At 69.0% G+C, this 21,230-nt stretch carries 13 protein-coding genes; 7 read left to right on the top strand and 6 right to left on the bottom strand.

Annotated features, from left to right (window positions below):
* Positions 1-36: 36 nt before the first annotated feature.
* The gene (locus NX780_RS03680) at positions 37-396 is read left to right on the top strand and encodes a VOC family protein (RefSeq protein WP_258826504.1); all 360 of its coding nucleotides are present in this window, start codon (positions 37-39) and stop codon (positions 394-396) included.
* A gap of 95 nt (positions 397-491) precedes the next feature.
* On the opposite strand, the gene NX780_RS03675 is transcribed toward NX780_RS03680, so the two are convergent.
* The gene (locus tag NX780_RS03675) at positions 492-1,244 is read right to left on the bottom strand and encodes a choice-of-anchor K domain-containing protein (protein ID WP_258826503.1); all 753 of its coding nucleotides are present in this window, start codon (positions 1,242-1,244) and stop codon (positions 492-494) included.
* A 263-nt stretch (positions 1,245-1,507) separates the two neighbouring features.
* On the opposite strand from NX780_RS03675, the gene NX780_RS03670 reads away from it, so the two are divergent.
* Both NX780_RS03670 and NX780_RS03665 read left to right on the top strand, forming a co-directional pair.
* Positions 1,508-1,918: a YybH family protein gene (locus NX780_RS03670; RefSeq protein WP_258826502.1), complete on the top strand. Its 411-nt coding sequence runs from the start codon at positions 1,508-1,510 to the stop codon at positions 1,916-1,918.
* 10 nt (positions 1,919-1,928) lie between these two features.
* Positions 1,929-2,774 carry an alpha/beta fold hydrolase gene (locus tag NX780_RS03665; protein WP_258826501.1) on the top strand — a complete coding sequence of 282 codons (846 nt, stop codon included), beginning with the start codon at positions 1,929-1,931 and terminating at the stop codon, positions 2,772-2,774.
* On the opposite strand, the gene NX780_RS03660 is transcribed toward NX780_RS03665, so the two are convergent.
* The 4 genes from NX780_RS03660 to NX780_RS03645 all read right to left on the bottom strand — a co-directional run bounded on the left by NX780_RS03660 (position 2,775) and on the right by NX780_RS03645 (position 7,885).
* Positions 2,775-4,229 carry a hypothetical protein gene (locus NX780_RS03660; protein WP_258826500.1) on the bottom strand — a complete coding sequence of 485 codons (1,455 nt, stop codon included), beginning with the start codon at positions 4,227-4,229 and terminating at the stop codon, positions 2,775-2,777.
* A gap of 138 nt (positions 4,230-4,367) precedes the next feature.
* Entirely contained in the window at positions 4,368-6,179 is a 1,812-nt protein-coding gene (locus tag NX780_RS03655; protein WP_258826499.1) for a DUF885 domain-containing protein, read from the bottom strand.
* A 12-nt stretch (positions 6,180-6,191) separates the two neighbouring features.
* A complete protein-coding gene (locus NX780_RS03650) occupies positions 6,192-7,319 on the bottom strand; it encodes a branched-chain amino acid ABC transporter substrate-binding protein (RefSeq protein WP_258826498.1) in 1,128 nt (375 codons plus the stop codon).
* Between the two features lie 80 nt (positions 7,320-7,399).
* Positions 7,400-7,885, bottom strand: coding sequence for an Lrp/AsnC family transcriptional regulator (locus NX780_RS03645; protein WP_258826497.1), 486 nt, complete (start codon positions 7,883-7,885; stop codon positions 7,400-7,402).
* Positions 7,886-8,034: 149 nt separating this feature from the next.
* Here NX780_RS03645 and NX780_RS03640 point away from each other — a divergent pair, with 149 nt between their 5' ends.
* The 4 genes from NX780_RS03640 to NX780_RS03625 all read left to right on the top strand — a co-directional run bounded on the left by NX780_RS03640 (position 8,035) and on the right by NX780_RS03625 (position 20,816).
* On the top strand, positions 8,035-9,969 hold the full coding sequence (locus tag NX780_RS03640) for an aminotransferase class V-fold PLP-dependent enzyme (protein ID WP_258826496.1): 1,935 nt from the start codon (positions 8,035-8,037) through the stop codon (positions 9,967-9,969).
* Positions 9,970-10,177: 208 nt separating this feature from the next.
* Positions 10,178-18,220 (top strand): GH36-type glycosyl hydrolase domain-containing protein, encoded by an 8,043-nt coding sequence (locus NX780_RS03635; protein WP_258826495.1) that lies wholly within the window; start codon positions 10,178-10,180, stop codon positions 18,218-18,220.
* Positions 18,217-19,083 carry an outer envelope protein gene (locus tag NX780_RS03630; protein WP_370663572.1) on the top strand — a complete coding sequence of 289 codons (867 nt, stop codon included), beginning with the start codon at positions 18,217-18,219 and terminating at the stop codon, positions 19,081-19,083. The genes NX780_RS03635 and NX780_RS03630 overlap by 4 nt, the downstream gene beginning before the upstream one ends.
* 107 nt (positions 19,084-19,190) lie before the next feature.
* Positions 19,191-20,816: a CehA/McbA family metallohydrolase gene (locus NX780_RS03625; protein WP_258826494.1), complete on the top strand. Its 1,626-nt coding sequence runs from the start codon at positions 19,191-19,193 to the stop codon at positions 20,814-20,816.
* Between the two features lie 125 nt (positions 20,817-20,941).
* Here NX780_RS03625 and NX780_RS03620 read toward each other — a convergent pair whose 3' ends face one another.
* The gene (locus tag NX780_RS03620) at positions 20,942-21,220 is read right to left on the bottom strand and encodes a TMEM165/GDT1 family protein (RefSeq protein ID WP_258826493.1); all 279 of its coding nucleotides are present in this window, start codon (positions 21,218-21,220) and stop codon (positions 20,942-20,944) included.
* Positions 21,221-21,230: the final 10 nt, after the last annotated feature.

The raw sequence follows: 21,230 nt of genomic DNA, 5'->3' as shown, positions 1-21,230 counted from the left end.
CTATTCTTGTTTGTACAACGACGTTGAGGCGACACCATGAGTATTCGCGGTAAAGAAAGCCAGATCGACAACATCGAATTCAATGTCCTGGACATCGGCAGAAGCAAGCGGTTTTACGGCGAGGTGTTCGGCTGGACCTTCGTCGATTACGGTCCTGCCTACACTGAATTCACGGATGGCCGGCTGACGGGCGGTTTCACGACCGGCGAAGACGTCCGACCCGGCGGTCCCCTGGTCATCCTGTATTCCGACGACCTGGAGCAAGCTGCGCACAGGATCACGGGAGCGGGAGGCCGCATCAGCCGGGACGTCTTTTCCTTTCCCGGCGGGCGGCGCTTCCACTTCATCGACCCGGATGGCTATGAGCTGGCGGTGTGGTCGGCGGACGAGCAGTAGCTAAAGTGGTGAGCATCATGATTTCGCTTTATCAGCTGAAAGTGATGTTCACCAATATCCATTAGGGAGCGAGTTCTTCTTCGCGAGCCACTTGATCAAGTACGGCGGCGCAGGAAGCCCAAACCAGACAGGCCGATGGCCAGCAGGGCCAGCGAAGCGGGTTCCGGCACCGGGCGGATTTCCGGGTCCGGCTGCTTGAGTTCCTCGCGCTTGAAGTCCGCGGTGATGTACATGCGCGAAGTCTTGCCTTCCGGGGTGGTCCAATACTTGCCGTCGAAGCTGCCGTAGGCGCCAGCTTCCAGCTGGTATTTAATGTCCGACATCACGATGCCATTCAGCGCGAACGAGAGATTGCCCAGGTCATTGAGGGACAGGCCCATCAGCTTGTCGCCCGCGTTGTTCTGGGTATTGAGGATCGTGAAGCTGAACGGCTCCGTATCCGCAGCCGTGTTCGGCTTGGAAAAGTTGATGTTGAGGGTATAGCTGGCGCCGAAACTACTCGGGGTGACCGATGAACTGGTGGCGCGGTTGGTCCACACCAGTTCGGCAAGGATCACGTCGTCGGCGTCGGTCGACACGTTCCAGTTGCGGTCCCTGGCAGTCAGGGTCGATCCGGGTTTGCTGAACCACTCGGTACCGAACCAGCCCGGGGTATATCCCCATTCGAGCACGGTGTTGCCGCCATCGGTCCCGCCCTTGATGCGGCAATAGGGCGATGCGCAGTTGCTGATATTGGAGAAGCTGCCATCGGAATTCCCGGTGATGACGCCGGCGCTGGCGCTGCCTGCGCCGGCCAACAGGGTAAGCGCCAGGGCGGACGAAAAGATCTTGTTGTTAAATACACTCATATTGCACTCCTTAAACTAATATTTCCGCAATGTAATGCAAATAACGTGCCAGCACGCTAAGCCTTTGATTTTATTGGACAAGCTAAATAGTGTCCCCAGGGCATGTAAGATTTCTCGACATCACAAGTGCGCTTCCCGCGGCGGCGCCGGCGGCGAAGCCAGGCAGTGGGTCTGCCGGTGACGCATTTTTTTCCCGCCGCTGTCGAATCCCAGTTTCCCCAAACGTCGTTGTTGGGCACACCGACAAACCGAAAGGAACGACGATGGAACAGGAACGGAATATTGCCGACACCGAAAGCGTACGCCAGCTCCTGCTGGACTGGGCCACCGCAACCCGCAGCGGCGCACGCGACGCCATCCTGCAAGGGCACGATCCCGATGTGCTGATCTACGATGTCCTTCCACCCTTGCTCTACCAGGGAGCCGACGCCTATCGCGCCAGCTGGAGCGGCTGGCAGCCGCAGACGCAAGGAGAAGACACCTTCGAATTCACCGGGCTGGATGTGGTGGCGGGAAGCGATGTCGCTTTCGCGAGCGGCTTGATCAAATGCGGCGGCACCCTGCAGGACGGCAGGACCTTCGCAGACCTCGTCAGGGCCACCTTCTGCCTGCAGAAGCGCTCGGGCGAATGGCTGGTGACCCATCAGCATATCTCCAGGCCGACGGGCGCTTGAGGAGACGTCGATGAGGGACGGGATCCTGCGCCGCGACGATGGACGGACGCTTCACTTCCATGACCAAGGACCGCCGGACGGCAAGCCGGTGTTCTGGCTGCATGGCACGCCGAACATCGGCCTGCCGCCCGAACCGCTGTTTGCCGATGCCGAGCGCCTGGGACTGCGCTGGATCGGCTATGACCGCCCCGGCTATGGCGGTTCCAGCAAGCACTCGGGGCGCGACCTGGCCTCGAGCGCCCGGGACGTCGCTGCAATCGCCGATTTGCTGGGCATCGCGCGCTTTTCGGTCATGGGGCATTCAGGCGGCGGCTCGCATGCGCTGGCTTGCGCTGCCGCCATGCCGGACCGCGTGCTTGCGGCCATCAGTGTCGCCGGCCTCGCGCCCTATGGAGCCGATGAACTCGACTGGTTCGCGGGAATGCATGCGGAAGGCGAGGCCAATCTGCGTGCGGCGCTGGCGGGACGCGAGGCCAAGATGGCGTACGAGGAATCGGCCCCGGAATTCGATGCCACGCTGTTCACGGACGCCGACTGGATGGCCTTGTCCGGGCCGTGGTCCTGGTTCGACAAGGTGGTCGGCCCGGCCGTCTCGAGCGGGCCGGCGGGCCTCGTCGACGATGACATCGCTTATGTCACGCCCTGGGGTGTCGACCTCGCGCGGATCGCTGCGCCAGTGCTTCTCCTGCACGGCGGGCAGGATCGCATTGCGCCGCTCGGGCATGGCGAATGGCTGGCCCGGCATTGTCCGACCGCGCAGCTGTGGCGGGGGCCGGAGGATGGTCACATCTCGGTCCTGGGTGCCGCACCGGATGCGCTGGAATGGCTTGCAGCGATCCTGCGCTCGTCCGCCTGACTACAGTCGCGCATCGCGGTCGGCAAGCTCCAGCCGGGTGCCCAGCAGGACCAGCTCTTCGTTCAGCGCATCGAGCGTGCCCTGGTAGCGCTTCTCCCTGCTGTCGTCCGTTTCGAGCTTTCCTGTTTGTCCGGGCTGATAGGGCGCCAGCGCGTCCATCAGGTTGCGCACCAGCACATACTGGCCCGGTATCGTCTCGTCCGACATCAGGCGGCCCAGCACATATTTGCGCACACGCTCGGATTCGCTGAGCGTCTGCTCCATGCGCGCTCCCGTCAGGCGGCCATCCTTGTAGTCGAGGGACACCGTACTGCTCGCGCTGTCGTTGATCTCGTGGTAGCGGTAGTTCTGCGTTTCGGAACGGAAGTCGAAAGCCGGGAGGTCGCCCTTGTTCAGCGCCTCGTGGAACTGCGCCTTCAGCTGCGAATTCTGCACCTGCGACAGGGAACGCCGCGCATCCTTCTCTTCCGTCCGCGTGGCCTGCGACAGCGCGTAATGGAAACCCGTGACTTCCTCGCGCCGTGCCGGGTTGTCCTGGCGTGGCGTCCCGGTGACCGAAGCCTCGAAGTCCGCCAGGCCGGTCAACACGGCGCGGTCCACTTTCGACAGGGGCTTGCGTTCGCCTGCCGGCATGCCGGTCTCGATCGCATCGCGGTTTGACGTGCGGCTCAAGTCGCTGAACGCGTCCTTGAACATCGTGGCCAGTTCCGTGTTCCCATGCCCGCGGCGAACGGCGTGGTCGAAGCCCTTCAGGTAGGTGTCGATGGCCCGCGCCTGCTGCTGCTTCGTGCCCAGCAGTTCCAGTTTGCCGGTGTCGATGGCGAGGGAGATTGCGCCGCGCGGTCCGTCGATGGCGAGCGAGCGCCGGTCCGCATCGATGTGCAGGTCCAGCGACTGCCGCTCGGCCGGCTCGCCCGGCAGCGTCACCTCGGCGCGCAGCTTGATCGACTCGAGCAGGGGATGCAGGCGCGCGAGTTCGCCGAGCCGTATCCTGGGCGGGTCGATCGCCATGCCGTCGATCGCTGCCTGGAAGCCTTTCGCCAGGCCGGCCAGGGCTTCGCGCTCGTCCTCGCCGAGGTCCGCGTCCGCATCCACGCGCATGAACATCTCGTCACCAAGATTGGCCAGCACGAGGTCGACCTTCCCGCCGCTCGCCGTCGTGACGCTGAGCGCGAAGCGGTTGTCGACATCTTCCGGCATCGCCGCATCCGCTACCGGTTTGATAGGACCGCTCCTGAAGGCCGCAAGCAGTTCCGCACCCAGGTCCTTGTAGCGCATGGCCGTCGTGACGGGTTTCTGTGCCGCTTCCTCGGCTGCCGCGAGGCCTTCCTTGCTCAGTTTGACGACGGCCGATGGCGCTGCGGCGGCAGCCTGTACGGCACTGCCGGAACGGCTGGACGGGGCCGGATAGGGCGCGGCCGCCTGCAGCTGGGAGAGGGACGATATGGTGCTCATACGTGGGTTAACGGCGCGGATTTCCTTCAGCTGAGGTCCTGCAAAGGAGGGGGTTTGATTTCACGCCGCTTGCGTGGCATTTACGGCAGGCGTAAAAAAACCGGGGCATGCCCCGGTTCCTTGCATCTGGCGCCGAGATTACCTGCTCGCGGCGATCCAGCGATCCACCTTGGCCTCCAGCACCGCCAGCGGCAAGGTGCCTTCACCCAGCACGATCTCGTGGAACTTCGGCAGGCTGAATTTCTCGCCCAGCGCGCTTTCCGCGCGCTTGCGCAGCTCCATGATCTTCAGCGAACCGATCTTGTAGCCCAGCGCCTGGCCCGGCCACACCATATAGCGCTCGATCTGCGCGCGGGCCTCAGGCTCGGAATAACCCAGCGTATCCTGGAAATACTGGATCGCTTTCGCGCGGCTCCAGCCCTTCGCGTGCAGGCCGGTATCGACCACCAGGCGGGCGGCGCGCAGCATCTCGTCGTTCAGGTGGCCGAAATAATCTTCCGGCTTCTCGAACAGGCCCATCTCCTTGCCCAAGGTCTCCGCATACAGCGCCCAGCCCTCGGTGAAGGCATTGTTGCCGCCGAACTTGCGGAAGTTCGGCAGGCCCAGTTCCTGCACCAGCGCGATGTGGAAGTGGTGGCCCGGCTGGCCTTCGTGCAGGTAGAGGGTCACCATGCCGGTGCTGCCGTACTGCTTCGGATCGTTCACCACCGACCAGAACACGCCCGGACGCGAACCGTCCACGGCCGGAGGTGTGTAGTGGTCGGAGGCGGTGGCGCGCGACAGCTCCGGTTCCAGGCGCAGGTCGAGCGGCGACTTCGGCATCAGGGTGAACAGCGCCGGCAGCTTGGTGCGCACCTTGGCGTCGAGCTCGCGGTAGACGTCGATCACCTGCTGGTCCGAGGTGAAAGGCTTGTACTTCGGCTGTTCCGATACCCAGCGCGGCAGGCCGGCGGCCGGGCCGGTATAGCCCATCTTCGGTCCGACGACGCCGTACTCGCCCTGGATGCGCGCGACTTCCTTGACGCCGATCTCGTGGATCTGCTCCGGCGTGAGGTTCGTCGTGGTCATCCCCGCCACCCGGGCCGCGTACCAGGCCGCGCCGTTCGGCAGCGCGTTCCAGCCGGCGCTGGTGCGGGTCTTGGGCAGGTAGTCCTTCTCGAGGAAGGTCGACAGGCGCCGCAAGGCCGGATTCAGTTTGTTGGCGATGGTCTTGCGGTAGGCCGTCGTCAGGCTGCGCTTCTCGGCCGCCGTGAAGCTGGCCGGCAGATTGGTGATCGGCGTGTAGAAGATGCTGTCCTCGGCCTTGGCGGCGACCAGCTGCCTGAACTGGGGCAGGGCGGACTGCATGGGCTCGCGCGGCTGCACGACGCCGCGCTTGATCCCTTCGCGCATGTTGACGATGGACTGGTCGATGTGCGTCACCAGCTGCGCCAGGCGGTTCAGGTAGGCGCGGTATTCGCGCGGCGTGCTCAAGGGCTGGGCGCCCTGGCCGCTCGCGTAGTTCGCCAGGATCACCGGCATGCTGACCATCTGGTCGATCGGGATCAGGTGCTCGGGGAAGGCGGCCAGGCGCAGCGCCGTGTCGAGCTCGAACTTGAGGATGTCGTAGCTGGTCTGGTCGCGCTGGCCCAGCTTGTCGCGCGGAATGCTCGACAGGCGCTTGAGGTAGCTGCGGTAGCGTGCGAACTGCTGCTGGCGCACCTTGGGCGAGATCGACAGGCCGAGCTGGTCGTTGAAGCGGCTGTCGCCGTTCTCGGTGGCCCAGACGGGCTCGAAGCGCGCGAGCGATTCGTAGTACTCGTCGGCCAGGGCGTTGATCTGGCGCGATTCAGGTGTCGCCGCGGCGGGTGCAGGCTTGACGGCAGGGGCGGCCTGCTGCGCCGCGCCCGCCGGCGCGCAGGCCAGCAGCGCTGCAGCGGCCAGCGTAAGCAGGGACAATCGGGTTTTCATCGTTGCGAATCCTTAGTAGCTTGCCAGCGGCGTCAAGGCGCCGTTCCTGAAGGTATAGACAGTCACCGTGGTCTTCTTCAGGTTGCCCTTCGGGTCGTAGCCATAGGTGCCGACCACGCCCTGGTAGCTGATCGTGTGCATGGCCGCGCCGACCTTGGCCGGGTCGACCGAGTTCGCGCTCTTCATGGCCTGGGCGATGAACTTGGTCTGGTCGTAGAAGGAGGGCGCGTAGACGTCGGGATCGCGCTTGAAGCGGGCCTTGTAGCCGTTGATGAAGGCCGGGCCGCCCGGCTGCTTGGCGACGATGGCGCCGGCCTGGGCGCAGCGCACGTTCTCGCCGACCGCCGGGCCGCCGAGCTTGGCCATCTCGGGGCTGCACAGGGTGTCGCCCCCCAGCAGCGGCACGTTCAGGCCGAGCGCCTTCATCTGGCGCGCCATCGGGGCCGCCTGCGGGGCATAGCCGCCGAAGAAGACCGCGTCCACGCGCCTGGCCTTCAGCGCGGTGAGGATGGCGGCGAAGTCGGTGGCCTTGTCGGTGGTGTACTCGTGGCCGGCGACCTTCATGCCGTTCGCCTGCGCCTGGCGCTTGAATTCCATGGCGATGCCCTGGCCGAAGGCGGTGCGGTCGTCGATCACGCCGACGTTCTTCACCTTCAGTTCCTTGGCCGCGTAGGCAGCCACCGATCCACCCACCTGGGTGTCGCTGGCGACGATGCGGAACACGGTTGGATAGCCGGCTGCGGTGATCTTCGGATTGGTGCCGACGGTCGACATCAGGATGCCGTTGTCGTTGTAGACGCGCGAGGCGGGAATCGCCACGCCCGAGTTGTAGGGGCCGAGCACGTACTTCACCTTGGCGTCGGCGAACTTCTGCGCCACGGTCACGCCCTGTTTCGGGTCGCCGCCGTCGTCCTCGGACTGCAGCTCGAAGCGGATCGTGTTGCCGCCCACCTGCAGCTTCTGTGCGTTGAGTTCCTCGATGGCGAGGCGCACCCCGTTCTCGTTGTCCTTGCCGGCGAAGGCATTCGAGCCCGAAAGCGGGCCGCTCACGCCGATTTTCACGACCTGTTCGGCGGCGTTGGCGGAAGTGGCGGTGGCAAGCAGCGCAGTGATGAGCGCCAGCGACAGTTTGGATGGCATTCCCTTGGTCTCCGTTGTGTTCTAACGGACGCCATCATCGCATACATCGATGGCCGGGCGAAGCGCGCGCCCGGCAGAATCTAGGCCGGTAGCCCGTGCGAGATCAGCTCCAGCGGCAGCGCCGTGGTGCACTTGATCTGTTCCATGGAGAAGGCCGAGGACACGCCGGTCAGGCGCGCCGCCTTGATCAGCTTCTTGTAGAAGCGGTCGTAGCCGGCGATGTCGGTGGTGACGACCTTGAGCAGGTAGTCGACGTCGCCGCTCATGCGGTGGAATTCCAGCACCTCGGGCAGCGCCACCACCGCCGAAGCGAAGCGGGCCAGCCACTTCTCGTCGTGTTCGCTGGTGCGCACGCTCACGAACACGGTGACGGGCAGGCCGACTTTCTCGCGGTTGACGATGCTGACCCGGCTTTCGATATAGCCCTCTTCCTCGAGCCGTTTGACGCGTTTCCAGCAGGGCGTACTGGACAGTCCGACCTTTTCGCTGAGGCCGGAAATCGAGAGGGTGGCATCCGCCTGCAACGCAGCAAGAATAGCGCAATCAAACTTGTCGAGAGAGTTCATTTTCCATATATCGATATGTGGAGAACACATATGCCAATTATGTGCCATAAAGGCGAAAAATTGGGATATCTTTACCGGCACGACTCCGTAACATATTACTTAAAAATAACACGCTCCGCAGCAAATATTTACTTTTTTGTAATTGGTTTATGAACAGCGAACTGTACCTCGACGCCAACGCCACTTCCCCGGTCCTGCCGGCCGCCATCGAGGCCGCCACCACGGCCATGCACACCTGCTTCGGAAACCCGAGCAGCAGCCACGCCGCCGGCCTGCGCGCCAAGGCGCTGCTGGACGGCACCCGCGCACTGGCGCGCAGGGTACTGGGCGCGGCGACGGGGCGGGTGATGTTCACGAGCGGGGCGACCGAGGGCATCCAGACCGCCGTGCTGTCGGCCCTGTGCGCGGTGCGCGAGCGCCGCCTGCACGGCGAGGTCTGCGGCGACCTGCTGCTGTACGGCGCCACCGAACACAAGGCGGTGCCGGAAAGCCTGGCGCACTGGAACCGCCTGCTGGGCCTGAACCTGGAGCTGCGCGCGCTGCCGGTCGGCGCCGACGGACGGCACCGTCTCGACGTGCTGCGCGAACTGGCGCCCCGTGCCGCTTTTGTGTGCACCATGGCCGCCAACAACGAGACCGGCGTGGTGTCCGACCTGGACGGCATCGCCGCCGTCCTGAAGGAAAGCGCCAGCCCGGCCCTGTGGATGGTCGATTGCGTGCAGACGCTGGGCAAGCTGCCCCTGCAGCTCGATCGCAGCCGCATCGACTACGCCCCCTTCTCGGGCCACAAGCTGTACGCGCCCAAGGGCATCGGCCTGCTTTACGTACGCGAAGGCGCGCCCTACACGCCCCTGATGTGCGGCGGCGGGCAGGAAGCCGGACAGCGTTCCGGCACCGAGAACATGAGCGGCATCGCGGCCCTGGGCGCCGTCCTGGCGGCGCTGGAGGCGGGCGGCACCTTCCGCACCCATGGCCAGCTGCTGGCCATGCGCGAGCGCCTGGCCGCCGCCCTGCTCAACGCCTTCCCTGGCCTGGTCTTCAACGCGCCGCTGGCGCAGACGCTGCCGACCACCCTGAACTTCTCGGTGCCGGGCGTGAGCAGCAAGGAACTGCTCGACGTGTTCGACGCCGCCGGTGTGCGTGTCAGCGCCGGATCGGCCTGTTCGGCTTCCAAGGCCGCGCCCAGCTATGTGCTGGATGCGATGGGCGTGCCGGCGGCCTGCAGCGCTTCCGCGGTGCGCCTGTCCTTCGGTCCCCTCGCGGACGAGGCCTTCATCGAAGCCGCCTGCGAGCGCATCCTGCGCTGCGGCCACGCCTTGCTCGAGGCGCGTCCCGCCGCCATGCTGCAGCAGCTCGAATCCTTCGGGGCCAGCGGCTGGCTGCTGTTCGACGAAGCGGGCAGCGCATGCATCGCGATCGATCCGCCGGCGGCGCTGGCGCCGCGCATCGCGGCCGGCCTGCGCGCCTGCTGTTGTCGCCTGCTCGCCTGCTTCGACACCAGCCATGGCGCCGGCGGCGCCGACGCGCTGGGGGAACTGATGAACGTCACACCCGGCTGGCCGGGCGAGGGCGCGGGCATCGCCCTCGGCCAGGACCTCCTGGTGCAGCGCGGCGACGCCTTCTTGTTCGGCCGCGCCCGAGACGGCGTCCTGGCCCTGGCGGACGTGCGCTTCGTGTTCGGCGCATCAAACCTTGACGGCGTGGCCGGCAGCGCCCTGTGCTGCCACCGCATCGGTGAACCGGCGGTGTCGCGGCCGGGCATCGACCCACTGCCGGACGAGGGCATCGACCTGGATGCCGTCTCCGCCGCCGCCTACCTGGAATCGCACCCCGACGCCCTGCTGGTCGACGTACGCGAGCTGCCTGAGCACACCGCCGGCGCCGCCCGCCTGCACGGGCGCGCGGCGCTGCACGTGCCGCTGTCGGAGCTGGCCGGCCGGGCCGCACAGTGGCTCGACCAGCCGCGTCCCCTGGTGTTCGTCTGCCGCAGCGGCAACCGCAGCGCGCGCGCCGCGCGCACCCTGCGCCGCCTCGGCCATGCCCAGTGCTGGCACGTGGCCGGTGGCCTGGCGCTGGCCGGCTGATCTGCCAAAAGACCGATCGCCTCGTGACACATCGGTGTCACAGGCCGGCCCATCGGCCGCCTGTGTACGCCACCGCACAGTGACCGCCGCCCGCATCTCCTAGCATGGCGGTGGCCGTGCGCGCCCAGCGTTTCCCGTCCTCCCGAACCGCCCCGGGCGCCCTGCGCGCCAGCGGTCGACTGCGCACGCCTCTGTGTCGAGGTCCCTGTTGAAGCAAGAAACCAAAGCGAAGGCCGGATCCGCCGCCATCGACGAGCAAGCGGCTTCCCAGGCCGCCCAGTTTGCGGCGCATTTCCAGCGGCTCGCTGCAAGCCACCGGCTGGAGCGGGGCGATGGCGCGCCCGCGCTGCGCATGCTGCTGTCCACCCAGCTTGCCGCCTTCGACGCTGCCTGCGATGCGCTCGAAGGCGCGCGCCTGGACGGCACCGAACTGCCGGCCGCCGCCGGCGCCATCCTCGACGGCTATCCCCTGATCGACGCCCAGCTGCGCGAAGCGCGCGGCCAGCTGCTGCATGACGCGGGCGTGCTGCCAAGGCTGGCGCCCGATGGCCAGGCGCGCATCTACGCGCTGGCCGGCGAGGCGGTGGCGCAGGGTGGAGGAAAGATCACGCGCGCCGAGCTGGCAGCCATGCTCGCCGCCTACCAGGAGGGGCTCGAGGACAAGGCGCTGCGGCTGGCCGAGCTGCGCCTGCTGCCCGCCGCGCTGCGCCTGGCCCTGCTCGACACCCTGCGCCACGTGGCCGAGCGCAGCGCCGAGGCCTGCCGCGAACGCCTGCGCGCCGCCGACTGGGCCGGCCGCATGCTCGATACCGCCCAGCAGCGCTCGGGCGACCTGATCCTGCTGGTGGCGGACATGGCGCGCGCCGTGCAGCCGCTCGGCTCCGCCTTTGTCGCGGAGCTGGCGCGCCGCCTGCATGGCCGCGGCGGCGCCCTGGAACAGGCGCTGGCCTGGATCGACGCGCGCCTGCAGGACGAAGGCGCCGGCATCGGCCAGCTGGTCGAGCGCGAGCGCGGCGCACTGGCGGCGGATGGGGCAATCGCCGCGCACTGCCTGGCCAGCCTGCGCCAGCTCGGCGGCGTCGACTGGCGCGCGCTGCTGGAAGAGGTGAGCCCCGTGGAGACACTGCTGCGCGCCGATCCGGACGGCAGCTATCCGCGCATGGACGGGCCGACGCGCGACCTGTACCGCCACGCCGTCGAAACCCTGGCGCTGCGCGCCCGCCGCCTGGAAGCGGAAGTCGCCCAGGAAGCGCTGGCGCTGGCCGGCGTGCACCGCGCGCCGGGCGAGGGCGGCCTGGACCTGCGCCGGCGCCATATCGGCTACTACCTCGCCGGGCCGGGACGAGAAGCCCTGATGCAGCGCCTGCGGCCGCAGTCCCGCCTGGCCGCGCGGCTTCGTAGGCCGCGTGCGCCGCTGGTGCTGCGCATCGGCGCCGTGGCCCTCCTGTCCCTGCTGTTCGCCGTCTGCGTCATCGCCTGTGCACGTACCCAGGGTGCTGGCCTGGCGCTGCAGGCGGCGATCGCACTGCTATCCCTGGTCGGGGGCAGCCAGCTGGCCGTGGCGCTGAGCGACATGATGGCCGTCTGGCTGGCGCCGCGTCCCCAGGCCATGCCGCGCATGGACTACGAGGACGGCATCCCGGCCGACGCACTGACGCTGGTCGCGGTATCGGCGCAGCTCGCGCATGCGGAGCAGGTCGCCGGCCTGTGTCGCGATCTCGAACAGCGCTATCTGGCCAACCGCGATCCGCGCCTGCGCTTTTGCCTGCTGGCCGATCTGCTAGATGCGACCGAAGAGGTGCAGCCGGGCGACGCGGCGCTGGTGGCGCAGGCGGTGGACGCGATCGAGGCGCTCAATCGCAGGCACGCGCGCGAGCACCGCTTCCCGATCGTCGACGAGGACGGCCAGCCTACCACGCACAGGGTGCGCGTCGAGCCTTTCCTCCTGCTGCAGCGCCCGCGAATGCGTGGACGGGCAGGGCGCCGCGGCCAGCTGGCCGACCTGCATGCCTGGCTGGCCGCCAGACCCGAGGACGGGGGACACGCGCGCTTCGCCACCGTGGCGGGCGGCAGCGCCGGGCTGGCGGAAGCGCGCTATGTGATCGCGCTGGACGCCGCCATCGACCTCCCGCGCGACGCGGCGCGCAAGCTGGTCGCGGCGATGGCGCATCCGCTCAACCAGGTAGTCCTCGACACCGGCGCGCCCCGCGTCCTGGAAGGCCACGCCATGCTGCGCCCGGCCATCGGCGGCGCGCTCCCCGGCAGGCAGGACTGCCGCTACCAGCGCCTGTGGGCCGAGGGCAGGGATAGCTGGGCCGCGCCACAGGCGCTGCGCGAATCCGAGGCCCAGGGCATGTTAGGTTGGGCCGCGATCTACGAGATCGATGCCTGGGAGCGCCTCATGGCGGGCGAGCAGTCGGCGCCGGGCATCGTGGACGAAGGCTGCCTGCACGCGCGCCGCGACGGGGAAGTCCGGCTGGAACAGGCCTTCCCCTGCGGCTACGGCGAGCATGCCGCGGCGCGGCGCGGCGCCGTGCGCGCCGCCTGGCAGTCGGCCGGACGGTTGCGGCGCCCTGGTTTGATGACGGGACAGGCGCGCTGGCGCCTGTTCGACGCCCTGCGCGACAGCCTGGTGGCGCCGGCGCTGCTGCTCCTGCTGGTGCTGTGCTGGACGGCGCTGACCGAGCCGGCTTTCTGGACCGCGGTTGTGCTCGCGGTATTCTTCCTGCCCGGGCTGCTGGGAAGCCTGGTGGCGCTCATCGACCGGCCGCACGACGCTCCCTGGCGCCAGCACCTCGAGGCCTGGACACGCGGCGCCCGCGTGCCGCTGGTGCGCGCGGCGCTGGCCACCAGCTTCCTGCCGCACGCCGCCTGGTCCCAGTGCGATGCGCTGCTGCGCGCCCTGCTCAAGCGGCGCGATCCGGCAAGGACGCGCACCATGCCCGCGGTCGTGCATTATCTCGTGACGATGTGGTTCGCGCCCGCCCTGTCGGTGGCCATGGCCCTGCTGCTGACTTTCGCCAATCCGTATTCGCTGTTCCCGGCCGCGCCGCTGCTGCTGGTCTGGTTCCTCTCCCCCCTGCTCGCATGGTGGACCGGCCTTCCGGTGCGTCCGCGCCCGCCGCGCCTGTCGGCGGCGCGCCAGGCCCTGTTGCAGCGCGTCGCGCGGCGCAGCTGGGCCTTCTTCGAAGACTTCGCCGGCCCCGCCAACAACTGGCTGCCGCCGGAAAGCGTGCAGGAACAGCCGGAGATGCTGGCCGACGCACGCACCACGCCCGAGGGCATGGCCGTGTCCCTGTTGTCGGCGCTGGCCGCGCGCGACTTCGACTTCCTGCCGCTGGGCGCGCTGCTGGAGCGCCTGGAGGGTTCCTTGGGCGCGATGGGCATGCTGGAGCGCTGGCGCGGCCACTTCCTGGCGGCCTACGACAACGCCAGGCTCGCGCCGATCGAGCCGGCCTTTGTGTCCACCTCCGGCAGCGGCTGGCTCGCGCTGTCGCTGCGCATTCTCGGCGTTGGCCTCGACGAGCTGCCCGACGCGCCGATTGCCGGACCGCAGGCCCTGGAAGGCATCCGCGCGACGCTGCACGTGGTGGACGAGCTCGCGGACGGACGATCGATGCGCGAGCGCGAACTGGTGGCCGCCGCATGGGCAGCGCTGGACCCGCAGCGCTGCCGCGCGGCCGACACCTTGCCCGGCCTGGCCGAATGCCTGCGCCACATCGTCGCGGCAAGCGAAGCCCTGCATGCCGGCCTGCCACGCGCCGGACTGAAGGACGAGGACCCTCTACGCGAATGGGCCGCGCGGCTGGTGGCGCAATGCCAGGCCCTGCAGGACGACCTCCTGGAGCTGGCGCCCTGGATGCGCGCCGAGCAGGAATACGTGCTCGACGCCGGACTCACCCGCATCCCGACCTTGCGCGAGCTCGCCGCCTTCGAGCCGCTTCCCGGCATGCACCCCGGCCTGGCGCGCCACGTGCGCGACGGACGCGAACACGCGCGCAAGCTGATGAAGCGCTTCGCGGCGCTCGCCGTCCAGGCGCGCGGCTTCGGCGCGATGGATTTCGCGGCCCTGTTCGACCCGGCTGCCGGCCTGCTGGCGCGCGGCTGCCATGTCCGTGAAGAGCGCCTCGATGCCAACAGCTGCGACCTGCTGGCCTCGGATGCCTGCCTGGCCAGCTATATGGCGGTGGCCCAGGACCAGCTCGGCCAGCGCCACTGGTGGCGCTTGAGCCGTCCACTGCGCATCGCCGGCTTCGACCAGTTGCTGCTGTCGGCCGATGGCGCCCTGTCGGACTACCTCGCGCCCCAGCTCCTGATGCCGGCCTGGCGTGACACGCTGCTTGACCATGCCGCCCGCGCCGCCGTACGCGCCCAGGTGGCGCATGGGCGCCGCCACGGCATGCCCTGGGGCTTCTCGGAATCGGCCTGCAATGCGGTCGACGCCAGCCTGCTGTACCAGTTCCGCCGCTTCGGCGTGCCAGGCGCCGCCCTGCGCCGGGGTAGCGGGGACGCCCTGGTGGCCGCTCCCTACGCGGCCCTGCTGGCGCTGCCGCTCGCGCCCGGCGCGGCGCTCGCCAACCTGGAACGCATGGCCGCGCTCGGCATGGGCGGCGACTACGGCTTCGTGGATGCGGTCGACTACACGCCCGGCCACCTGCCGCACGGGGAGGGCCACCACGTGGTGCGCACGGTCGCCGCCCGCCACCAGGGGATGAGCATGCTCGCGCTGCTGCAGGCGCTGCACGACGCGCCGATGCAGCGCCGCTTCGCGCTTGATCCCGAACTGCGCGCCGCCCAGGCGCTGCTGCAGGAAGCGGTGCCGGCCCGCGGCGCCTCCATGCCCGCGCCCTACAGCGGCGCGGCAAGGCCCGGCACGCCGAGCCAGGTCCGCGTCATCGAGCGCGCCGACGCCGCCATGCTCGACGTGCAGCTGCTGTCGAACGGCCGCTACCACCTGATGGTGGCCAGCGACGGTTCCGGCTACAGCCGCCTGGACGACATGACGCTGACGCGCTGGCAGCCGGACCCGCTGGGGTCCCGGGGTGGCATGGCCTGGATGCTGCGCGACACCGCCGGCGGCGAGCTGTGGTCGTCCACGCCTGGCCTTGGCGCGACGGAGCGCATCGAAGCCGTATTCGCCGAGGGCCGCGCGACCTTCCGGCGCCAAGAGCGCGGCCTGGCCATCGTGGCCGACGTGGCGGTGGCGCCGGAAGACGACGTCGAGCTGCGGCGCCTGCGCATCCGCAACACGCGCGACACCGCGCTCGCCCTCGAGGTGACGAGCGGCGTTGCCCTGGCCGCGCTCGCGCCGCACGGACAGGGCGTCCAGCTCCAGGTCGATGCGGCATCCAGCGCGCTGCTGTGCTACGCCGGCCCGGCCCTGCCCACCGTGCTGCACGCGCTGGCGGTGCGGGGCAGGTCCGGCGCACCGCAGTTCGGCGGCGCCTGCCTCGATCCCGCCAAGCCCCTGCCGCCGCTCGAAGAAGGGACAAGCGAGGTGCCGGTGCTGGCGATCCGCCGCAGCCTGGACCTGGATCCCGGGCAGGAAATCACGGTCGACCTGCTGCTGGGGGCGGCCGCCACGCCCGCCGCGGCGCGCGCCCTGGCGGCCCGGTATCTCGACGCGGCCGCGGTGGCGCAGGCCCTGGAAGCGGCATGGACCCACGGCCAGGCCGCGCTCGACCGCGAAGGCCTGGGCGAGGCCGAGGCACAGCGCTTCAACCGCCTGGCCGGCTGCCTGTTCGAGCCCGTGCCCGGTCTGCGCGCCGAGCCCGGCGTCATCGAACGCAATGTGCGCGGCCGCGCGGCCCTGCGCGCCTACGGCGTGGACGGCCGCCGTCCCCTGCTGGTGCTGCAGCCGGACGCCGACCTGGACCTGGCGCGCGAGGTGCTGCGGGCCCATGCCTACTGGCGCGCCCGCGGCCTGGCCGTCGACCTGCTGGTGCTGTGCGAGAACCGCGCGATCCGCGAGCAGACAAGGGAGATGGCGCCGCAGGACGTGGCGCACCTGCACCTCCATCTGCTGGACGAGGTGCCGCAGGAAGACCGCATCCTGCTGCGCGCTGCCGCCCGGGTACTGCTGCTGGCCGGGCGCGGCCCGCTCGCCGAGCAGCTGGGCCGCGCCGCGCCGCCGATGCCGTCCTGGCCCGTCCCCTTCGTCCCGGTCGCCGAGCCGCCGCAATGGACGCCGGATGCACCCCCGGTGGCGCCGGAAGCGCTCCAGCACGACAATGGTCTCGGCGGTTTCACCGCAGACGGCCGCGAATACCTGATCCGCAGCAGCGAGGCCCTGCCGGCGCCCTGGCCCAATCCGCTGGCCAACGGCAGCTTCGGCGCCGAGGTCCAGGCCACCGGGCCGGGCGGCAGCTGGTGCGGCAGCCGCATGCTGCGCCTCACGCCTGACGAGGGCGAGGCTTTCTACCTGCGCGACGAGGATACGGGCGTGGCCTGGTCGCCCACGCCCTGGCCCATGCCCTCCGGCGAACCTTATCTGACGCGCCACGGTTTCGGCTATACGCTGTTCGAACACGGGGCCCACGGCATCGCGTCGACGCTACGCTGCTTCGTCGCCCAGGATGCTCCCCTCAAATACTCGGTGCTCACGCTGCGCAATGCCTCCAGCACGCCGCGCCGCCTCTCGGCGACCGGCTACGTGCAGTGGTGGCTGGACGAGGCCGAGGCGCCTGCCGGCCTGCAGATCGTCACCGGCGTCGACCTGGCCAGCGGTGCGCTGACCGCCCGCAACGCCTTCGGCGACGGCTTTGCAGACAAGGTCGCCTTCTTCCACGTGGAAGCGGCGCAGGTGGCGCATACCGCCGACCGGCGCGAATTCGTCGGACACCACCGCAGCCTTGCGCGGCCGGCCGCACTCGAACGCGGGGGCCTGTCGGGCAGCCACGGCGCCGCGCTCGACCCCTGCGCTGCGCTGCAGCTGCGGATCGAGCTGCAGCCGGGCGAGGAAAGGGAGCTGGTGTTCCTGCTGGGCGTGGCCGGGCCAAGCGTGCTCGCCGCCAGCCAGGCGGTGCAGCAGCATGGCGGCGCCAGGGGCGCGGCGCGGGCCCTGCGCGCGCTGCACGCCCATTGGGACGCGCTGCTCGGCAGCGTGCGGGTTGCCACGCCAGGCCCGTCCTTCGACCTGTTCGCCAATGGCTGGCTGCCCTACGCCGCCCTGGCCCTGACCTCCGGCGAGGCGCCGGCCCGGCAGCTGCAGGGTGCGCTGGCGGCCCTGCACGGCAGCCCGGCCACGCTGCGCGAGGCACTGCTGCGTGCTGCGCGCGCGGACATCGGCAGCGCCGGGGCGGCTGTCGAGGACTTCCTCTGGCTGCCCTGGGCGCTACAGCGCTATATCGCGGTGAGCGGCGACTACGGCATCCTGCGCGAGCCGGCCGGGGGCGATCCATCCAGCGGCACGCGACTTGCCCACGACGACCTCTACCAGTATTGTGTGCATGGCCTGCGCGGCTGCCTGCGTTTCGGCGAGCACGGCCTGCCCTTGCAGGACGCGCGCATGCACGAGGACGGAGAAGATATGCCGGAGCGTCCGGAAGACCTGCGACTGGCCTTCCTGCTGGCCGCCGTGCTCCAGCATTTCGCCGACGTGGCCGACCGCCGCGCCGACTTCGGCTTCGCCACCACCTGCCGCGGCGCGGCGCTGGCCTTGATGGCGCAGGCCGAGGAACACGGCTGGAACGGCGAAGCCTATGGCGAAGGCGATGCCGCGACCCAGGCCTGGGCTGCGCTCGCGGGTGCGGAGCCGGGCCGTGTCGCCGCCGCGCTGTCCAGGCAGGACCGTGCGCCGGACGCGCGCACGGCCGCCTGGCTGGGCCTGGCCCTTGCCAAGCAGGGCGCCGCGACGCGCGCCTGGGCGCTGGCCATGGAGGCACCCGTGCGCCCTCTGGCTACGCCTTACTTCATGATGGATGGCGCGGCGAGCGGCTGGACCTGCCTGCTGCTGTATGATGCGCTGCTCGGCATCGGGCGCGCGGCCGACCGCCTGGCGCTGGCGCCCTTGCTGCCGGCCGCCTGGGAAGGACTGCGCCTGCGCTACCGGGCGGGCCGGGCGGACTACGACGTCCAGGTGCGCCATGCCGGCCAGGGCGAAGCGCTGCTGCTCGACGGCCGGCCGCAGGCGGACAACATCATCGACCCGCTCGACGATGGCCGCGAACACCAGGTCGAACTCTATGTGGAACGCAGGCCGGGAGACGTACTCCCCGGCCCGCATGACAAACTGCCAGGATTGAAAACATGAGCACCCAAGCGAGAAAAATGAGAACAGCGGCCTGCGCCGCACTGCTGTGCTGCGCCGTCCCCGCCGGGGCGATGGACTGGAGCGACAACGCGATCAGCTACCGCTACGGCACGCGCTTCGCGGAGCCGTTCAACCCGGAGCACATCAAGAAGCACATCGTGGCCTTCACGCACGCGAGCGGCTACAAGTACGGCAGCAACTACCTCAACCTCGACGTGCTCAAGTCCGACAGCACGGACCCGCGCAACCTGGGCAGCGACAGCGGCGCGCAGGAAGCCTACCTGCTGTACCGCCACACGCTCGACATCGGCGCGCTGCGCGGCTCCGAGATTCGCTTCGGAAAGGTGAAGGGCGTGGGCCTGACGCTCGGCTTCGACGTCAACGACAAGGACGACGTCGGCTACAACTCGCGCAAGCGCATGCTGGTAGCCGGCCCCACCCTGATGTGGGACGTGCCGGGTTTTCTCAACACCAGCATCCTGTGGCTGCGCGAATCGAATGCGCCGAGCGGCCCCTTCCCGCCGATCGCCAATGTGCGCGGCCGCTACACCTACGAGACCCACCCGATGTTCGGCGCCAGCTGGGGCATCCCGGTGGCCGAGGGCTGGTCCTTCGAAGGCTTCCTGAACTTCATCGCCGAGAAGGGGCTGGACGAGACCGGCAACCCGACGGGGGCCGAGACCAACCTCGACCTGGCCTTCATGTACGACATCGGCCCGCGCCTGGGCTACGCGAAGAAGAAGATCCGGATCGGCGTCGGCTACCAGTTCTGGAACAACAAGTTCGGCAATACGCGCCGCACCACGGGAGGCGCCGGCCAGCGCGCCAGCACCCCGATGCTGCGCGCGGACTTCCATTTCTAGTGCCGGCTGTCGAGCTATTGAAGTCGCTCAAGAGTTCTAGATAAATTTGCAACAGCGGCGCCGGGTGGGCGCAAGGTGGATTTCGATGCAATTGTAAAAATTGCATTATGAAAACCACAATCTTCTCCCCACTCTTCGGTGCGCTGCTGCTGGCCCTGTGCCACGGCGGCGCGGTCGCGGCCCCTGCCGAGCACAAGGAACTCGAAGCCACGCTGCACGCGCCTTTCAAGGCGGCGGACGCGCGCCGGACCTTCAGCATGAGCTTCCATTATCCCGGCCTGGAAGGCCGCGGCACGGTGGACTGGTCGCTGGAACTGGTCGACCCGCGCGGCCGCGTCGCCCGGCGCTGGCGCGGCAAGCGCGTCATCGGATCCGAGGCTGTCGCTGTCCCGGTCGCCTGGGACGGACGGATCGGCGGCGTCGCGGCGCCTGCAGGCCTGTACCGGGTCCGGCTGCGCGCCCAGCTCGATGGCGACCATGAGGAGGCCGTCGTGCAGGACTGGCAGATCGCCGTCGGCGCCTTGCCCGCCCAGCGCACCCCGCGCTTCGCGCCGCTGCCCGGCGTGCGCGAGATGACGGGGCAGGCCGGAGCGGCGCCCGCCCCGGGCGCGCTGCCCTACACCGTCTATCTCGCCAACCTGCACAGCCAGAGCAACCACAGCGACGGCGGCGCCGCGCTCGACGAATGCAAGGGCGCCCAGGACCCGCTCAAGGCGAAGTACGGACCGGAAGCCGCTTTTGCCTACGCGCGTGGGCGCGGCCTCGACGTGCTGGCGGTCTCCGAACACAACCACATGTACGACGGCTCGGACGGCACCAACCTCGACGCAGACGCCGCCCAGGCGCGCGCCCTGTACCAGGCGGGCCTGGCCAGCGCCGCCGCCTTCAACGCCACCAAGCCCAACTTCCTCGCCCTGTACGGCATGGAGTGGGGCGTCATCAACAAGGGCGGCCACGTCAACATCTTCAACAGCGACGAGCTGCTCGGCTGGGAGAGCAACGGCAAGGGCGAGCTGATGGCCGATACGGCGACGCCCCGCAGCGACTACGGCGCGCTCTACACCCTGATGCGAAAGCAGGGCTGGGTGGGCCAGTTCAACCATCCGGCGCACAGCGGGCAGTTCGTGGTGAACGGCGTCCCGCTCGGCTACACCGCCGACGGCGACGAAACCATGGTGCTGTGCGAGGTGATGAACAGCACCGCCTTCTCGACCAACGACAGCGAGACCGAAACCCGGCGCAGCAACTTCGAGCAGGCCTGCAACCGGTTGCTGGAAGCCGGCTACCACCTGGCCTTCAGCACCAACCAGGACAACCACTGCGCCAACTGGGGCGCGTCCTACACCAACCGCACCGGCGTCCTGCTGCCCAACGGGACGCCGCTCACGCGCGAGAGCTTCGTGGCGGCGCTCAAGGCGCGCCGCGTGTTCGCGACCATGGACAAGACGGCGCAGCTGGTGTTCACCGCGAACGGGCGGATGATGGGCGAGCGCTTCGTGAACCGCGGACCGCTGACCCTGCAGGCGAACTTCGCATCCAGCACGGGCAAGAAGGTGGCGGCGGTATCGATCATGGAAGGGGTGCCGGGGCGCAAGGGCACCGTGACCGAGGTGTCGAACCTGGCCACGGCCAGCTTCACGCCTTCGCCCGGGGCGCACTTCTACTATGCGAAGGTGACGCAGGAGGATGGCAACGTGCTGTGGTCGGCGCCGATCTGGGTAACGCAGGAATGACCGCGAATCGTAGGGTGGTCGGCTCTGCCGACCGCGCGTTCAACTCCCAGTCGAAGGGACGCTGCGTCTGTTCGTCATCGGTTTGAACGCGCGGTCGGCGAAGCGACGGGGCCGCCCAGGCCACCCTACCAGAGCGACTCGCCTGCTCCCAAGAGGGTGGCGATACCCAGTACCGCAAAGATCAGCGCTGCCAGCCCGTGCACCAGCCTCAGGGGCACCCGGTGCGCGATGCGCTCGCCGAACACCACCGCCGGCACGTTCGCCAGCATCATGCCGAAGGTGGTCCCCGCCACGACCGCCGCCATGGCCTCGTAGCGCGCGGCCAGGGCCACGGTCGCGACCTGGGTCTTGTCGCCAATCTCGGCCAGTCCCACGATGCCGGCCGATACGAGAAAGGCGTCCATGATGGGGCCG

The sequence above is a fragment of the Massilia agri genome (assembly GCF_024753255.1).
In the GTDB taxonomy this organism is placed as follows: Bacteria; Pseudomonadota; Gammaproteobacteria; order Burkholderiales; family Burkholderiaceae_D; genus Telluria; species Telluria agri.
Note: the sequence above shows the minus strand (reverse complement) of the source record. Positions and strands in the feature narration are given on the sequence as shown.

Excerpts from the sequence above, each read along its gene's own strand:
- NX780_RS03680 (WP_258826504.1), top strand. The coding sequence starts at position 37 with ATGAGTATTCGCGGTAAAGAAAGCCAGATCGACAACATCGAATTCAAT.
- NX780_RS03675 (WP_258826503.1), bottom strand. The coding sequence starts at position 1,244 with ATGAGTGTATTTAACAACAAGATCTTTTCGTCCGCCCTGGCGCTTACC.
- NX780_RS03670 (WP_258826502.1), top strand. The coding sequence starts at position 1,508 with ATGGAACAGGAACGGAATATTGCCGACACCGAAAGCGTACGCCAGCTC.
- NX780_RS03665 (WP_258826501.1), top strand. The coding sequence starts at position 1,929 with ATGAGGGACGGGATCCTGCGCCGCGACGATGGACGGACGCTTCACTTC.
- NX780_RS03660 (WP_258826500.1), bottom strand. The coding sequence starts at position 4,229 with ATGAGCACCATATCGTCCCTCTCCCAGCTGCAGGCGGCCGCGCCCTAT.
- NX780_RS03655 (WP_258826499.1), bottom strand. The coding sequence starts at position 6,179 with ATGAAAACCCGATTGTCCCTGCTTACGCTGGCCGCTGCAGCGCTGCTG.
- NX780_RS03650 (WP_258826498.1), bottom strand. The coding sequence starts at position 7,319 with ATGCCATCCAAACTGTCGCTGGCGCTCATCACTGCGCTGCTTGCCACC.
- NX780_RS03645 (WP_258826497.1), bottom strand. The coding sequence starts at position 7,885 with ATGAACTCTCTCGACAAGTTTGATTGCGCTATTCTTGCTGCGTTGCAG.
- NX780_RS03640 (WP_258826496.1), top strand. The coding sequence starts at position 8,035 with ATGAACAGCGAACTGTACCTCGACGCCAACGCCACTTCCCCGGTCCTG.
- NX780_RS03630 (WP_370663572.1), top strand. The coding sequence starts at position 18,217 with ATGAGCACCCAAGCGAGAAAAATGAGAACAGCGGCCTGCGCCGCACTG.
- NX780_RS03625 (WP_258826494.1), top strand. The coding sequence starts at position 19,191 with ATGAAAACCACAATCTTCTCCCCACTCTTCGGTGCGCTGCTGCTGGCC.
- NX780_RS03620 (WP_258826493.1), bottom strand. The coding sequence starts at position 21,220 with ATGGACGCCTTTCTCGTATCGGCCGGCATCGTGGGACTGGCCGAGATT.